This window comes from Robertkochia solimangrovi, assembly GCF_007279655.1.
Taxonomy (GTDB): domain Bacteria; phylum Bacteroidota; class Bacteroidia; order Flavobacteriales; family Flavobacteriaceae; genus Robertkochia; species Robertkochia solimangrovi.
Genome location: NZ_QKWN01000014.1, coordinates 36,015 through 52,743, shown reverse-complemented (window position 1 = coordinate 52,743; position 16,729 = coordinate 36,015). Strand labels below are relative to the sequence as shown.

16 protein-coding genes and 1 tRNA gene are annotated in these 16,729 nt (G+C 41.4%); 11 read left to right on the top strand and 6 right to left on the bottom strand.

Features of this window, described 5'->3' with window-relative positions; translation table 11 throughout:
• Positions 1–20: 20 nt before the first annotated feature.
• The 5 genes from DMZ48_RS18695 to DMZ48_RS17035 form a co-directional block, all read right to left on the bottom strand.
• The gene (locus DMZ48_RS18695) at positions 21–188 is read right to left on the bottom strand and encodes a DUF6747 family protein (RefSeq protein ID WP_199288014.1); all 168 of its coding nucleotides are present in this window, start codon (positions 186–188) and stop codon (positions 21–23) included.
• 185 nt (positions 189–373) lie between these two features.
• A complete protein-coding gene (locus DMZ48_RS17050; RefSeq protein WP_143956384.1) occupies positions 374–1,147 on the bottom strand; it encodes a M48 family metalloprotease in 774 nt (257 codons plus the stop codon).
• A gap of 58 nt (positions 1,148–1,205) precedes the next feature.
• Entirely contained in the window at positions 1,206–1,925 is a 720-nt protein-coding gene (locus DMZ48_RS17045) for a M15 family metallopeptidase (protein ID WP_143956383.1), read from the bottom strand.
• A gap of 59 nt (positions 1,926–1,984) precedes the next feature.
• A complete protein-coding gene (locus tag DMZ48_RS17040; RefSeq protein ID WP_143956382.1) occupies positions 1,985–2,437 on the bottom strand; it encodes a GNAT family N-acetyltransferase in 453 nt (150 codons plus the stop codon).
• Positions 2,438–2,440: 3 nt separating this feature from the next.
• A complete protein-coding gene (locus DMZ48_RS17035; protein WP_143956381.1) occupies positions 2,441–3,382 on the bottom strand; it encodes a GNAT family N-acetyltransferase in 942 nt (313 codons plus the stop codon).
• A 326-nt stretch (positions 3,383–3,708) separates the two neighbouring features.
• Here DMZ48_RS17035 and DMZ48_RS17030 point away from each other — a divergent pair.
• Together DMZ48_RS17030 and DMZ48_RS17025 are read left to right on the top strand one after the other, a co-directional pair.
• Positions 3,709–3,781 (top strand) — tRNA-Gly (locus tag DMZ48_RS17030).
• Between the two features lie 156 nt (positions 3,782–3,937).
• Positions 3,938–4,912: a TolB family protein gene (locus tag DMZ48_RS17025; RefSeq protein ID WP_143956380.1), complete on the top strand. Its 975-nt coding sequence runs from the start codon at positions 3,938–3,940 to the stop codon at positions 4,910–4,912.
• A gap of 15 nt (positions 4,913–4,927) precedes the next feature.
• Here the strand turns inward: DMZ48_RS17025 and pepE are convergent, their stop codons facing one another.
• A complete protein-coding gene (gene pepE, locus DMZ48_RS17020; protein WP_143956379.1) occupies positions 4,928–5,635 on the bottom strand; it encodes a dipeptidase PepE in 708 nt (235 codons plus the stop codon).
• Positions 5,636–5,838: 203 nt separating this feature from the next.
• Here pepE and DMZ48_RS17015 point away from each other — a divergent pair, with 203 nt between their 5' ends.
• The 9 genes from DMZ48_RS17015 to DMZ48_RS16975 all read left to right on the top strand — a co-directional run bounded on the left by DMZ48_RS17015 (position 5,839) and on the right by DMZ48_RS16975 (position 16,720).
• Complete coding sequence (locus DMZ48_RS17015; RefSeq protein ID WP_143956378.1) at positions 5,839–6,588, top strand: carboxypeptidase-like regulatory domain-containing protein; 750 nt, start codon at positions 5,839–5,841, stop codon at positions 6,586–6,588.
• Between the two features lie 48 nt (positions 6,589–6,636).
• On the top strand, positions 6,637–7,134 hold the full coding sequence (locus DMZ48_RS17010; RefSeq protein ID WP_143956377.1) for a DUF6702 family protein: 498 nt from the start codon (positions 6,637–6,639) through the stop codon (positions 7,132–7,134).
• Positions 7,135–7,196: 62 nt separating this feature from the next.
• Positions 7,197–9,503: a M1 family metallopeptidase gene (locus tag DMZ48_RS17005; RefSeq protein WP_143956376.1), complete on the top strand. Its 2,307-nt coding sequence runs from the start codon at positions 7,197–7,199 to the stop codon at positions 9,501–9,503.
• Between the two features lie 331 nt (positions 9,504–9,834).
• On the top strand, positions 9,835–10,518 hold the full coding sequence (locus DMZ48_RS17000) for a TetR/AcrR family transcriptional regulator (RefSeq protein ID WP_143956375.1): 684 nt from the start codon (positions 9,835–9,837) through the stop codon (positions 10,516–10,518).
• Positions 10,511–12,178, top strand: a complete 1,668-nt coding sequence (locus tag DMZ48_RS16995) for a peptidase domain-containing ABC transporter (RefSeq protein ID WP_143956374.1) — start codon at positions 10,511–10,513, stop codon at positions 12,176–12,178. The genes DMZ48_RS17000 and DMZ48_RS16995 overlap by 8 nt, the downstream gene beginning before the upstream one ends.
• 11 nt (positions 12,179–12,189) lie before the next feature.
• Positions 12,190–13,542, top strand: a complete 1,353-nt coding sequence (locus DMZ48_RS16990; RefSeq protein WP_143956373.1) for an HlyD family secretion protein — start codon at positions 12,190–12,192, stop codon at positions 13,540–13,542.
• Positions 13,543–13,614: 72 nt separating this feature from the next.
• A complete protein-coding gene (locus tag DMZ48_RS16985) occupies positions 13,615–15,015 on the top strand; it encodes a TolC family protein (protein WP_143956372.1) in 1,401 nt (466 codons plus the stop codon).
• Positions 15,016–15,115: 100 nt separating this feature from the next.
• Positions 15,116–15,943 carry a type I methionyl aminopeptidase gene (gene map, locus DMZ48_RS16980; protein ID WP_143956371.1) on the top strand — a complete coding sequence of 276 codons (828 nt, stop codon included), beginning with the start codon at positions 15,116–15,118 and terminating at the stop codon, positions 15,941–15,943.
• Positions 15,944–15,949: 6 nt separating this feature from the next.
• The gene (locus tag DMZ48_RS16975; protein WP_143956370.1) at positions 15,950–16,720 is read left to right on the top strand and encodes a class I SAM-dependent methyltransferase; all 771 of its coding nucleotides are present in this window, start codon (positions 15,950–15,952) and stop codon (positions 16,718–16,720) included.
• Positions 16,721–16,729: the final 9 nt, after the last annotated feature.

Genomic DNA, 16,729 nt, shown 5'->3' with positions numbered 1-16,729 from the left:
GCATTTGCGGGATTTCTTTTTTAGAATTCATAGCCCGTTACCAGACGATATGTAAATGCATAAAACAACATCATCAGGCAGGAAACGCAAAACCAGGTCATGAACTTAAGTAACCATACAAGATACTTATTGTTCAGGTCAGCGAATGAGTCGACATAAATTTCTTTGATTAGTAAAAGTGTTGTCATAAAAAATATTTAAAACTAATTAAACAAAGGGTTTACTAGCTTTAAATAGATTTGTTGCAAAGCAGACAGGGAACAAACGACGAAAACAGATTTCACCGTCATTCAAATCTATCAAAAATTCTGGTTATGAGAAAATTATCTTACAAAGTTCCGATGAATGACAAATATTACAGACAAGATAAAAGCTACTGTACAGTACCGTATTTTCTTATAGCTTCTTTGATGTTTTCAATTCGGTTTTCGGGATCAGGATGCGTACTCTGAAATTCAGGTGCACGATTCGGACCTGAAAGATCCCGCAAAATTTCCTGTACCTGAATCATGCCTTCCGGGTCATATCCGCTGCGAACCATGAATAACACTCCCATATCATCAGAGTCAAGCTCATCCTGTCTGCCGTACTTGAGATTAATGAGATTTGCCACCATCGCAGCCATCTGTGTAGTAGAGGCATCACTACCCACTGCGACACCGCTTAATATTCCTTGCGTAAGGTCCTGTTTTGAGATTTGATCGGCACTATGCCTTCCAACGACATGGCCTATCTCATGCCCTAGAACTCCGGCAAGTTGTGCTTCGGTTTGTAAATGTGAAAAAAGTCCGAAAGTTATAAACACCTGTCCTCCCGGAAGTGCAAAGGCATTGATCGTATTTGGATCTGCAAGCAGGTGAAAATCGAATTGATAAGGAGTTTCTCTGGCTACACTGTTCTGCACTAATTTCTGACCAATGGCATCCACCAAAGCCTGCGCTTTATTATCCGGGTAAAGCCCGCCATATTGAGCCGCCATTTCAGGTGCGCTCTGCAAGCCGAGGGCAATTTCCTGATCGGGAGTGATCGTTATATGTTGTTTCTTTCCCGTATATGGATTTGTATCTGTTGAAGAACAATACTTAACTACCGCAAATAAGATCACCACGGCAGCGATCACCAGTCGAATTCCACTCCTACTACGCATCTTTATAAATTTTAAATTGCAGCAGGCTAGTCAGGGATCACACCTAAGATACAAAAAGTCAGTTTAATAACAACGGATTAATATCCAGTATATTCTCCTTTTCATAGCGCTGAATGAAAGCGTCGGTGAGAAATTGATACCCCATTAATTTCTCTTCTGTAAGTACTTTTTTGACGTCAAGTTTACGGTATTGCTTCAACATTTCGCGAGAAATCGGCGCATAACTATAATGCCAGGGCTCATATTTGAATCCTTTACGATCCGGTTTATTCGTATAGACGATATAAAAACCATAGTCGGCTGCATGAGCCTCCAGCCAAACTCTGAGTTTTCGATAAGGTCCTTCTCCATGAAACTTCTCAGGCACCAGCACATCGCCGGTTGCGGGCTCACTCCCATCGATGATATCGATATCGGTACCCCAGTGGTGGCGGGAAGTACCCGGAATGGTAGACCATTCAATAATCTTATCAATCGCTTCTTCCGGCTTTAACCCTTCGGTGGTATAGGCTTTATACTTTCGCTCCCAGATCCCTTTCTGACGCGCGTAATTTCTATACCCGGAAACAACATTTATATCGATTCCCTCCTTAGCCGCAGCCTCTTTCATCTTCAAAAAAGATTCGTAGGCTTCTTTTCTCAATCCGATTGATTCACCACCATATAACGCTGGATCCCCCTTACCAATAAGTTCATCTCTGGAGAACTTTTGATCGGGAAGAATTATGGACAAAGCCGAAAAAAGGAAAATAAAGGAAGTGATAACAAGATGTTTCATGATTCAGATATTGGATGAAATTTAAAATTATTTGGATTCGCCACTCATAGCTTCCGAGTCTAAGATAACATTTTTTTAAAGCAGACACTGTTCTCCATGTTCGTATAAGGCTCAAAATTAGGAATCACCTCATAACCGCATTTTTGATATAACCGGATCGCTTCCGGTTGTCTTTTCCCGGTTTCCAGGACACAACCTTTATACCCCGATTCAATTGCCCATTCTTCCAAAGCGGTGAGGACTTGCGCTGCCAAACCTTTGCCTCTGTAATCCGGATGGGTAAACATCCGTTTTACCTCAGCAAATTCATCATCAAAAGCTTTTAGAGCTCCACAACTTACCGGCTCTCCCAGAAAATACACCATCACCACCTGATCCAATTGTTGTGTTCCATTGAACTGATCATAAAAGGAATGTTCTTCTCCATCCCTGATCGCAAGATCAGCATTTAACATAGACACCAACGCTAAAAATTCCGGATCCTCATTCGTACTTCGTTTGATCTCGATCATATCTTAAAAATCCTTTTTAACCATTAAAAAATGCGGACCGAAAACCGGCACCTCAAAGCGTTCCCCGACAATCTCATACCCTAGTCGCCTGTAGAAACTAACCGCCTTTTCCCGGGCATTGAGCCAGATAAGACCACACCCACGATTTCTGACCTCCTTTTCGGCGTAGATCACCATTTCCTGACCGACTCCTTTCCGCTGAAAATCGTCAAGTACCGCCATGCCTCTTAACTGGTATTGACCAGCTTCCGGAAACACTTTATTATGATTCTTCACCATGGTAACTGCCCCAGCCATTCTGCCATTGAACGCACTGCCTACATGAACAGTAGTAGCGTCGAAGTCTTCCGGAAAAAAACACGATTCATAAGGCATTCCCTTTCTCAATACCGGATGTCTGACAGTCCTTACTTCATCAGCATTATAGCTACCAGTAACATAGGCAGGGTTTTCGATCTGAAACAAAGCTGCAGGAATACCGTCATAATCAAAATCTTTAACAAAGGTCATCCCTAATCCTTCCAGTATCCTTCTGGATACCAGATTATCCACATGGACATGGGCGTATATACGCGGAAGTTTCATCTCTTGAAAACCATAGGTAAGGGCTGCAAGTGCCGATTCACTGCCATAACCGTTGCCCCAGAATTTACGATAGAAACGGTACCCTAACTCGGTAACACCTTCATCGGGATGATACCGCAATCCGCACCAACCTAAAAATTCATGATCCTCCTTACGGATTACAGCCCAGCGTCCAATTCCGTACTTTCTGTACTCTTCATATTTGTCAAGAAAATCACCTGCCTCCTCCATGCTGGCAAAGGCACTATCACCTGTATATTTGATCACTTCAGGATCATTGTTCATCGAAAAAAAATGTCTGGAATCATCCAGAATGAACTCGCGTAATATTAAATTTTCAGTCTCGGTTACGATTTTCATAGTTCCGAATTATTCAAGGGAATTAAAGTGTTCTAAAGGTACACAATCTAGTCTTTCATCAGATCAGGAAATCACTTTGCCATTAGATTTCCATACATCGAGTTTGTCTGATCTAAATTCATTAAAAAAATCAATTTTCTTTCCTCAAATCTATATTATTTCCACCCAAAACATAAGACGTTGTTAAACAATACTTTACAATACGAAGACAATTCTACGAGCTGACAATGCCTTATTATCTAAGGGCAGTTCCGATTTTTTTTTCAGAAACAGTGATATTTTATTTGGAAAGAATTTCGGAGTTTCTTTATCTTTGCCCCACGAATGCGGGAGTAGCTCAGTTGGTAGAGCGTCAGCCTTCCAAGCTGAATGTCGCGAGTTCGACCCTCGTCTCCCGCTCAACAACCGGTTTAAACAACCGGTTTTTTTATGTCTTATTGTTTGAATATCTTTAACTGCTTGCTAACAATTTGGCTAAATCATATTTATTATCTTTATTAAGATTTCTTATTCCGTCAAATCCGGTCAATGCAATTTTATAATGATATCTAATCGATGAAGCAATTCTACCCAATTACCCTTTTTACCTTAGGAACCCTACTTGTATTTACTTCCTGTGCCAGGAATAAAAGATCGGTAACCAAACAGGAATTAAAGATCGCTTACAATGTTCTTGCTGATCAACTCAATGATAATTTCGAGGTAAATGTCATGAACACGGATGGCAGTGATAATCGGGATATCACTCAATTACCCGGAGTGGAATGGACCTACATGGCTCATGGCAGTGATCTGTACATTATTTCAGACAAGGATACCTGTCAGCGTTGTTTCTTTCTATACCGAACCGATGCATATGGATCACATTATGAAAAAGTAACGGATTTCAGAGTTGCCGACAGCTGGATGAGTACAAATGACAACGGCAACGAAATCATAGTTAAGCCGCATTCCACTGTTGATTCTGTATTCTATATAATCGATTATTCAGGCAAGATCAAACAAAAACTCACCACGGGGCTTCCTTATTCGTCAGACCCATTGTTCATCAATGATGGGAGGCAGGTTATTTTCAGAGGTGGCAAAACTCCCTCAAAGCGTATTGCCGGTTTTGATGAAGAATTATACATGATCGAAAGAAATGGAGAAGGCCTGGAACAAATCACTCACTACCCGGCAACCGACAGTACAGCTGGTCAGTTTGGATATCGCGCAGGACCCCCGCGCCTCCATCCTTCCGGTGAATTTATTTCCTACCAAAGCAAACAAAATGGCACCTACAGCATCTATACCCTGAACCTTGAAGACGGTACCACCAAAAAACTTGACACTATTCAGGAAAATGCAGGATGGCATGACTGGAGTCCGGATGGTAAACTTCTGGCCGTTGAATTATTCGACAGTGAATTCAAACATTTCAATATCGGACTTATGAATTGGGAAACGAAATCGTATAAAATCATCACCGATACCCTCTACCGGTTTCAGCAGGCACCGGTCTTTGTCGTTTCACCACCCCCGATGAAATAGAAGCCTGAGGCACTCTTAAAAAATGACAACACTACCGGCCGGAAGTTCATAGGCAGGTTTACCCTTCTCAAAAATCCGTGCAGACAGATCACCCTTCAGCGTGATAGTTTCTCCTTCTACCTGTAACCAGCTACCTTCACGCAGACCAACCACCGGTTGTGAGTTCAACGTATGAAATTCATTTATCCTGGTCTCACGCGTTTCCCCCATATGCGTATTCCCCTCTATCGGATCCAGGTAATGCGGATTCAGATTAAATGGAATCGCACCAATCGTCTTAAAACTCGACGGATATATGATGGGCATATCATTGGTCGTCTGCATAGTGAGGCCGGTGATATTCGACCCGGCACTACTCCCCAGGTATTTCATACCCGCGAAAATACTTTCACGTAAAGGTTCCATCACCATGAACCTATAAAGTTGAGAAACCAGTAAAAATGTATTTCCTCCACCGGTAAATACGGCTTCTGCTTTACGAATCGCATCGACCGGATCATCAAATTCATGCAACCCCTTTACAGCAATACCGATCTTTTCAAAAACAGAAGCAGCACGCGCTGTATAATCATCATGGGTAATTCCGGAAGGCCGTGCATACGGTATGAAGATCAATTCGCTGGTACCTTTAAAAAATACCTTAAGCTCATCCAGTAAATATTCCAGATATCCGCTGCCATGTACTGTAGATGTACTGGCGATGATCATTTTACGATTATTCATAACGCTCGGGTGTTTTACAGTACAAAGATGCCCCGAAAATCGTGGAAATAAAAACAGTGCCTCAGATATTTAACAAAACTTATCTTATAGCAGTCGGGCTATTTTGTAAATTTACTTCCACGATACTTTTAACATAAGTTTATTGCTTCCCATAGGATGAAATCAATTCGTATATGGTTACTTTAGACCCTTATTTTCAACATATGCAGCGAATAATACTGACCATAGTATTGCTTTTTACCGTAAGCCTGACATTCTCACAATCAGATGAGAGAGGTTTGATTCTTGGTAAGGTTATTTACATGAATACCAATGTTCCCAATGAACACGTGATCAATGTCACTTCAGAAGAATCAACCATCACCGATGAAAATGGAGAATTTCAAATCGAAGTCAAGGAAGGTGATGTACTCGCATTTACCGCTTTAAACTACCAGCTGAAAACCGTAACTATAACCGCAGCGATGATCGAAAAGAACCGACTGCTGATCGAGGTGGATGAAAAGGTTACCGAATTGGATGAAGTAGTGGTCACCTCTGCAAATCCGGAAAAATTTCTGGAGCTAAAAGGAGAGGAGTTCAAACAAATCGATTACGAAAAGGACGCATCAACACGACTTAAAAATTATTCACTCTCCACCTCAGAGCGGGGCATGGAAAATGGCTTAAACTTCGTCAATATTTTTAAGGCGATCTTCAACTCGAAGAATAAGCAAGCTGACACGGTTGAAAATCAGATCAAGGTGAGCGAGGTACTAAGACAGGTTTACGATGACGAATTCTTTGTCGTGGACCTCAAAATACCCCAAGACAGGATCAATGAGTTCCTGCTCTATGTCGACCAGCATACACCTCCGAGATCTTTACTCTCGAAAAATAATGAATTTGAACTCATCGATTATCTTGTGAATCAAAGCCGGGATTTCAACAAACTGGAAACCTCTGGAAATTAATCGATCGATGCAACCTGCTTTTTTTGAAGCACCCTAACTATAATTGCTATGAAGAAATTCCTCTTTTTACTGATCATTCCATTAGTATCCTTTACAACCTTTCATAAATATTATGTCAGTGTTACGGATGTAAACTATTCAGAGAAAGACCAGGCAGTACAGGTCATTTCTAAATTCTTTACCGATGATCTGGAAAATATGATGGATAAAAGATATGGCATAAAAGCATCGTTGAACTCTGAATATGAACATACGAACGCCGACAAATTTATCAACCGTTATTTGAAAGATAAACTTAAGATCTATATCAACGGAAAAGAGATGGATTACAAATTTTTAGGTAAGGAATATGACCTGGATCTGACTAAGTGTTACCTGGAGATACCGGGAATAAAACCGGAATCGCTGAAGTCTATTACCATAACCAACACCGCTTTGTCGGAATTATTTGAAGATCAACAGAATATAATTCACATAGATATAAAGGACCAGCGCAAAAGTTTTCTGTTGCACACGGAAAATGATAAAGCTATGTTAAAATTTTGAATGCATTAAAAGTAAACTTCTGAAAATTTATATTTTCAGCCCTTAATTTCATTAATATAATCATGAACAATTTGAAGTATCTATTACTGGCGGTTTGCCTGTTGGGGTATTCTTTTGGTCAGGCTCAGGAAAAAAAAGCTGAGGAAGCCAAATCCGGACACACCAACACCAGCAAATTCAAACAACTTTACGAAGAATTCGCTTCTCCTAACATGTTCAGAACTGCAGCGGGAGCTCCCGGCCCAGCTTATTATCAGCAACAGGCTGATTACAAGATGGACGTAGAACTGGACGACGAAGTACAGAAGCTTTATGGTAATGAGACTATTACCTACACTAACAATTCACCAGACCAACTGGAATATCTCTGGGTACAACTAGACCAGAATGTTCGCACAAAAAATTCTCCTGCTCTTATCCGTAACGGACAGAACATGAACGAAACTGACAGAGTAGAACGCTTTGCTGACAACTATCTTACAGAGCCTTTCGACGGAGGTTTCCACATTCAGGATGTTAAGGATGCAAAAGGGAAAAAACTACCTTTCACAATCAACCAGACGATGATGCGTATCGATCTTGACAAGCCACTGGCTGCAGGAGAGAAAATGGTATTCAGCATCAAATGGTGGTATAATGTAAACAACCACGTTGTAAACAGAGCAAGAAGTGGATACGAAGAATTTGAAGATGGTAACAAATCTTATGTTATGGCTCAGTTTTTCCCTAGAATGGCTGTATACAATGATGTTGAAGGATGGCAAAACCACCAGTTCTGGGGAAGTGGTGAGTTCGCACTTACTTTCGGTAACTACGAAGTAAACATCACCGTTCCTGCAGACCATATCATGGAAGCAACCGGAGAACTTCAAAACGCTAAAGACGTTCTTTCAAAAGAGCAGTTCGAAAGATTTGAAGATGCTAAGAAATCTTACAAGAAACCAGTTTTCATCGTGACTCAGGACGAAGCAGAAGAAAATGAAAAAGGTTTCGCTAAAGACAAAAAGACATGGACTTTCAAAGCGCAAAACGTAAGAGACTTCGCTTTCGCTACTTCAAGAAAGTTCATTTGGGAAAGACAAGCAGTTAAAATGGGAGATCGTACTGTTATGGCAGTATCTATCTACCCTAAAGAAGGTAACCCATTATGGGAAGAATACTCTACAAAGGCAGTGGTACAAACCCTGACTTCTTATTCAAAACACACATTCAACTATCCTTATCCTAAAGCGGTTTCCGTACACGCCAGAAATCAGGGAATGGAATATCCTATGATCTGCTGGAACTACGGTCGTCCTAATGAAAAAGGAGAATACAGTGACCGTGTTAAATTCGGTATGATCAGTGTGATCATTCACGAGGTAGGTCACAACTTCTTCCCGATGATCGTTAACTCTGACGAGCGTCAGTGGGGATGGATGGATGAAGGTCTTGATACCTTTATGCAATATCTTGCAGAGCAGGATTTCGGTGAATCACATCCAGAAGCGATCAAAGGATATGATAAATATCCATCGCGCCGTGGAGATCCAGCAGGAATTACCGAATACATGAAAGGTGATCAGGATTTCATAGCACCTATTATGTCAAATCCAGAGAACGTATACCAATTAGGAGCTAATGCATATGCAAAACCAGCTACTGCTCTTAACATTCTTCGTGAAACGGTAATGGGTAAAGAACTCTTTGATCATGCATTCAAAACCTATGCACAAAGATGGATGTTCAAACACCCGACTCCGGAAGATTTCTTCCGTACTATGGAAGATGCATCTGCAGTTGACCTGGATTGGTACTGGAGAGGATGGTTCTATTCAACTGACTGGGTTGATATAGGCGTTAAAGAAGTTAAAAAATTCCATGTTTCTTCACAACCGACTAAAAAGATGAAACAAGTAATGGAGCAAAGAGGCTATACAGAAGCTGATTTCCCACCACTCGTTTATATGGTTGATGAAAGCAGTGAAGAATATACTGAAGATGTTGCAAAACGTTCTGATGAGGAAAACTATAAAGTCCTTAATGAATATGTAATGGACAATTTCTCAGCTGAGGAAAGAGCTAAACTTAAGCAACCAAAATACTTCTACGAAGTTACTTTCGAAAAACCAGGAGGAATCCCTATGCCGCTAATCGTTGAATACAACTACAAAGACGGTACTAAGGAAACCATCAAATATCCGGTTGAGATCTGGAGAAAGAATGACAAAGAAGTTAAGCGCGTTATGGCAACCGAAAAAGAAATCAGCAGCATCGTAGTGGATCCAAAAGGAGAAACTGCCGACGTTGACACTGAAAACAATCAGTGGCCACGTAAGCAAACTGATTCTGACTTCGATAAATTCAAGCAAAAAGTACAGGGGAACTAATCCTCTTACCCATAAATTCAAAAGCCGCCTGATGTCTATCAGGCGGCTTTTTCTTTTTCCATAAACCCCATTATCTACTACAAAAAATTGAGTCTTTGAAGATCACTTTCACTACAGCACTCTCAAGCTTCATTCTGGAAAAGCACCATGATAGCGACAACCTTAAACACCGCCAGTTACTAAAGACAGGATCATTTCGCTCCTGCATGCAAGCAGACCAACGCACACTTACCAACCCGAATTCCACGCAAACGTTATATGTTAATTTTTCACTAAGACCAGCAAAAAATGATAGTAATACTATTAATTTAGCGAGTTCAAGTTTTAAAACATGGAAGCACTACTAACAAACCTGAAAATCAGAATAAGCGACAAGATCTACATCAAGGATCCTGAATCTTCGGATCTGGGCCGAAAAATACTCAAGAACAGTATCGAACTTCTGGATGAGCTTGGGTTTGAACAGTTCACTTTCAAAAAACTAGGTGCAAGGATTAATTCTCCTGAAAGCTCCGTCTATCGCTACTTTGAAAACAAACACAAGCTACTCCTCTACCTCACGAACTGGTATTGGGGATGGATCGAATACAAATTGGTGATCGAAACCTATGGTATTCCCGAACCAGCTCTCAAACTCAAGAAAGCGATAGAAGTAGTGGCAGATGAAGTGAATATCGATAATCGATTTGACCATATCAATGAGATACTCTTACACAATATCGTCGTATTCGATTCCAGAAAAATTTTCCTTACCAAGGATGTAGATCAGGAGAATACGGAGGGACATTTTATGTTCTATAAACAGCTCGCCAAGCGGCTTACCGATATCGTACAGGATGCAGATCCTGAATATAAATATGCAAAGACGCTGGTCACCATCATATTGGAGGAAACCATGAATCAACAATTCTTAAAAAAACATTTCCCCACTATAACCGATTGTAATGAAAACGTATCCGTTACGGAAGTATTAACACATATGGTATTCAACAACCTCAATATCAATAATGAATAAGAACGAAACTCCAACCCCCTGGAAAAGATTTGTCAATCTGCTAAAACTTGATAAAAAGGATATTTATCAAATATGTTATTATGCGATATTTGCAGGTTTAGTCAACCTGTCGCTTCCCCTTGGAATCCAAGCGATCATCAACCTGCTTCAGAGTGCACAGGTAAGCACCTCATGGGTTGTTCTTGTGGTCGTGGTAACCCTTGGAGTAGCCTTTGCCGGAGTTTTACAGCTTATGCAACTCAGGATCATTGAAGATATTCAACAAAAGATCTTCACGAGATCGGCTTTCGAATTTTCATACCGATTCCCAAAGATCAAAATCAGTGAACTTCAGAACTATTATCCCCCGGAACTTGCAAACCGGTTTTTCGACACCATAACGGTACAGAAAAGCATTTCGAAGATCCTTATCGATATACCCGCAGCTTTATTACAGATCCTTTTCGGACTCATACTGCTGTCATTTTACCATTCGTTCTTCATCATTTATGGGTTACTCCTCATCGTATTCATCTACATAGTTTTCAAGTTTACAATGCGACAGGGACTCGAAACCAGTCTTGATGAATCAAAGCACAAATATCGTGTGATTCACTGGATTCAAGAGGTCGCCAGATCCATTATCAGTTTTAAACTTTCCGGGAAAACCAGTCATGCCATGGATAAATCGGATACTCTGGTCGACCGGTATATCGATGCGCGTGAATCACACTTCAAGATTCTCATGTTACAGTTCGGACAATTGATCGGTTTTAAAGTACTGGTAACCGCCGGACTTCTGGTTATCGGCGGTATGCTGGTGCTCAATCAACAGATGAACATCGGACAGTTTGTGGCAGCTGAGATCATAATCCTTCTGGTGATCAATTCCGTTGAGAAGCTGATCCTGGGGCTAGAGATCGGGTATGATATGCTAACCTCTCTGGAAAAGATCGGACAGGTAGTAGATAAAGAACTGGAGCCACAACCGCAATCTACGGAATTCAAGATCAATGGCGAACTCAGATTACAACTGGAAGATATCATCTTTCGTTACAACAAAAAGGAAAAGCCGCTATTAAATGAACTCTCCCTGGAGATTCCACAAGGTTCAAAGATCATCATCAAGGGGGCTCAAGGTTCCGGTAGGTCGACACTCCTTCATTTGATCGCCGGACTACAGGAACCTGAATCTGGAAATATCTATATCAACAATATGTCTATAGATGGTATAAGTCCTAATTCCTACCGGGGAAATATAGGACAGATCATCGCAGAGGAAACTCCATTCGAAGGAACTATCAAAGACAACATCACCTTTGGATCCAAAAACATAACTGAAGAAGACCTCAAGTGGGCCATTGAAAATACCGGGCTTACTGAATTCATCAAGAAACAACCAAAAGGCTGGAATACGGTGATCTACCCTGAAGGAAGACAAATCCCGTCCACGATCGCTAAAAAGATCGTAATCGCACGTAGTATCGTAAAGCGGCCTAAGTTGTTGATACTCGATAAAGCGCTGGATTCCTTCCAGGAGAAGGAAGCAAGAAGAATCATCGACTTCCTTACCGCCCCGGAACATAATTGGTCCTTAGTGGTCGTGACAGAAGACAACTATTGGAGTACTAAATGTACGATCCAATATAACCTGGAAAACGGAAAATTATTCAGATTCTAAAGAAAACGTATATGCTTAATATATCCTCAAACCAATTAAACAAAACAGTGGACATCAGTCAGTATAAGTCCTCTAAGAAAGTGTTCGGGAAGGTTCATTACAAGATCTTCCGAAAGCTTATCGGAATATTCTTCATATTATGTTTTCTGGGACTATTCCTCCCCTGGACGCAGAATGTGACCGGTTCAGGCTATGTCACCACGCTGAATCCGGATGAAAGACCCCAGACCATTCATTCGATCATTCCGGGACGTGTAGACAAATGGCATGTAAGAGAAGGTGATTTTGTTCAAAAGGGTGACACGATCATGAAGATCACCGAGATCAAAGACGCATACTTCGACCCTAACCTCCTGGAAAGAACCGACCAGCAATTAGAAGCAAAATCACTGAGTATTAATTCCTATAGTCTTAAAATACAATCTCTCGATAATCAGATAGCCGCCCTACAACAGGAGCGCACCCTGAAACTTAAACAGGCAAGGAATAAGCTACTTCAGGCTCACCTGAAAGTGGAGAGCGACAGTATTGAGCTCGAAGCCGCACACACAAACATTCTTATCGCAGAACGACAATTCGAGAGGATCAATACCCTGCAAAAAGAAGGCCTGAAATCGATGACGGATGTTGAAGAAAAAAGGCTGAAACTTCAGGAAGCGAAGGCCAAATTGATCTCTCAGGAGAATAAGCTTTTAGCAAGCCGGAATGAAGTGATCAATACCGAGGTGGAGATAAGCAGGACCAATGCCTCCTATACCGATAAAATTTCGAAAGCTGAAAGTGACAAATTCTCAGCTCTCAGCACCCGTGCAGATGCGGAAGCCAATCTTTCAAAGATGCAAAATCAGCGTACCAATTATGCGATCCGCCGGGACCTGAACTACGTTACAGCACCGCAAAACGGGTATATCAATAAGACCTTGCAACAAGGTATCGGGGAAACCTTTAAAGAAGGGGATCCTCTGGTAAGTATCATGCCGGCACATGCGCAACTTGCAGTCGATAGTTATATCGACCCGTTGAACTTGCCGCTGATACATGTGGGCGAGAAGATCAGGATCGTATTCGACGGATGGCCATCTATAGTTTTCAGCGGATGGCCGAATGCTTCCTACGGAACCTTTAGCGGCGAGATTATCGCAGTTGAAAAGTTCATCAGTCAAAATGGAAAATACCGAATACTGATCGCTCAGGACCCGGATGAAGAACCCTGGCCGGAAGCACTGAGTGCAGGTTCAGGCGCCAGAACTATTGCTCTATTGGAAGATGTACCGATCTGGTATGAGATATGGAGACAGCTGAATGGCTTCCCCCCAAATTACTATACCCCACAAACAGCCCAGGCTGCTGAAAAGAAAAAATAAAGTAGATGAACCCGGGCATTCAGTAATGTACAGAACACCAAATGCATCGGTGTACATCCAAAAAAAGTGTATATGAAAAAAGCAGTGATACTTATAGTCACCTTGTTGATGACCTTATCAGCCTATTGCCAGGAGGAAGGACCAGACAACATGATGACCTTGAACGAATATCTCGGTTTCGTAAAAACCTGGCACCCCGTTGCCCGTCAGGCGAATCTAAAACTCAATTCAGCTCAGGCGAATCTGATGCAGGCAAGAGGAGGATTCGACCCTAAGATACAGGTAGATTACGATACAAAAAATTTCAAAGACTCTGAATATTACTCCATATTAAACTCCAATTTTAAGATACCGACCTGGTATGGAATCGAATTAAAGGCAGGGTATGAGAAAAATGAAGGTTATTACCTGAATCCGGAGAACACGGTACCTGAGGACGGGCTCTACAGTGCAGGTATCAGCATGCAGTTGGGACAGGGACTGTTTATAAATGAACGGATGGCAACCCTGAAAAAAGCCAAAATATTCACTGGCTTAACAGCTGCTGAACGGGAATTACAGATCAACCAGATACTTTTTGATGCGATAACCGTGTACATTGACTGGTACAAAGCACAACTTGAAGTAAGTGTATTAACCGAATTCGTGAATAATGCAGGAGAGCGATTCAAAAGCATAAAGACCAGTGCAGAAAGTGGTGACATTGCAGCGATCGACAGTGTTGAAGCCCGGATTCAATACAAAAGCCAAACACTCAATCTTGAACAGGCAGCATTGAGCCTGGCTAAAGCTCGTTTAAAAGCTTCAAATTTTCTCTGGTTGGAGGAAGGCATCCCACTAGAGTTAAAAGAACAGATAAGGCCCGACACATTGCTACTGGATAATCTTGCTGAAACGCTTAAGATCAATGACATCATCCCCGAAAATTTCGATCTGGACACCCATCCCAAATTACGTATGATGCGGGATAAAATAGAGATCATGGATGTGGACCGTCAGCTCAAAGCCGAAAAACTAAAACCCAGAATCGACCTAACGTACAACTTCCTGACCTCGGATGCCCGTTACCTCAATACGATCAATACAGGAGATTATAAGTTCGGACTCAGCTTTGAATTCCCACTATTCCTCCGCAAGGAACGGGGCGGACTAAAACTCGCAAAATTAAAAATCCAGGATGCAGGTTATGAATATGATCAAACTTCACTGGAGCTGGAGAACAAGATCAAAGCCAATTACCTGGAAGTGATCAATTACAAAGAACAACTATTGATCATGGAGGAAATGGTATCTGATTACAATACCATGCTGAACGCCGAGATCAGAAAGTTCAATTTTGGAGAAAGCTCTGTTTTCCTGGTAAATTCAAGAGAGAAAAGTTATTTGGACGCAAGGCTAAAGGCGATCGAACTGAATTATAAGATAGCAATGTCAAACGCAAAACTATTTCAGTCGATGGCTATTCTGCCGTAATACTTACCAAAGCTGAGATATGTATAAATTATTGACTATTTTTGCAAACTATGAGTAAACCTATTGTGTTTTGCCATTCAGTATTTTAAAACGTTTCAAAATGATATACACAAAGACAGCTGAAGAGATAGAAATTATGCGTGAGAGTGCCCTGATCGTCTCTAAGACATTAGGAATGCTGGCAGCTGAACTAAAGCCGGGTATAACGACTAAACAACTTGACAAACTTGCCGAAGATTTTATTAGAGAACAAGGTGCTGAACCCGGTTTTCTGGGACTGTATGGTTGTCCTTCCACCCTGTTGACCTCAGTTAATTCAGCAGTGGTTCACGGTCTCCCTACTGACACCCCACTTCAGGAAGGCGATATTGTTTCTATAGATTGCGGTGCTTTAAAAAATGGGTATTACGGAGATCACGCCTATACTTTCGAGATCGGAGAGGTTGATCAGGAAACAAAAAAATTACTGGAAGTGACAAAACAATCACTTTATATAGGAATCGAAGAGTTCAAAACCGGAAACCGGGTGGGTGACGTTGGTTTTGCCATTCAGCAATACTGCGAGTCTTTCGGATATGGAGTAGTACGTGAACTTGTAGGTCACGGGCTTGGAAAGAAAATGCATGAAGACCCTGAAATGCCAAACTACGGGAAAAGAGGTCGCGGTAAAAAATTCCAGGAAGGAATGGTAGTTGCTATTGAGCCGATGATCAACATGGGAACCCACCGTATCAAACAACTCAAAGATGGTTGGACGATCGTCACAGCAGACAATAAACCTTCTGCACATTTTGAGCATGATGTTGCCATTGTTAATGGCAAACCTGAAATACTTTCTACTTTTAGCTATATCTATGATGTACTCGGAATAAAAAGTGACGAAGAAGCTCCTTTCAAACAGGCGTTAAGCAGTATAAAAAGCGAATAATTCATCTTGAAAAAACTCTTTAAATTCTTTCTTAATGCCGTCCCAAGGCCCTTACTTATCCGAATCAGCTATCTGGTAAGACCAGTATTTGCATTATTCCTGAAAGGAGACAACCATAAGGATCCCATAGATGGAAATACCTATCGTAAATTTTTACCGTACGGTTATGGAAACCCCAGAGAAAACGTTTTGGCTCCGGGAACCCTTTCACTGGAGAGACACCGACTTCTATGGCTTTTTCTGAAAGATCACACAGATTTTTTCACCGCTTCACATAAAGTACTGCATTTTGCACCGGAGCAAGCGTTCTACCAGCGTTTCCGGAAGCTAGGTAATCTGAATTATACGACAACGGATCTGGATTCACCTCTGGCCGATGTTAAAGCGGATATCTGCGCCCTACCTTTTGAAGACAACACTTATGATGTGATCCTCTGCAATCATGTACTGGAACACATTAAAAATGACAAAAAAGCGATGCAGGAACTGTATCGCGTGATGAAACCAGGAGGATGGGGCATCTTTCAAATCCCTCAGGATACCGAAAGAGCAGAAACCTTCGAAGACGACAGTATCACTGATCCAACAGAACGTGCCCGAATCTTTGGCCAGTACGATCATGTTAGGGTTTACGGAATGGATTTTTTCGACAGATTAAAAGATGTCGGATTTGAAGTAGTTGCAGATGATCTTGCCGGTCAGTTAACCGCAGAAGAGGCTGAATATTATCGCATCAACCCTAAAGAACTGATACCTTTTTGTAAAAAACCAATATAAATTGCCGCA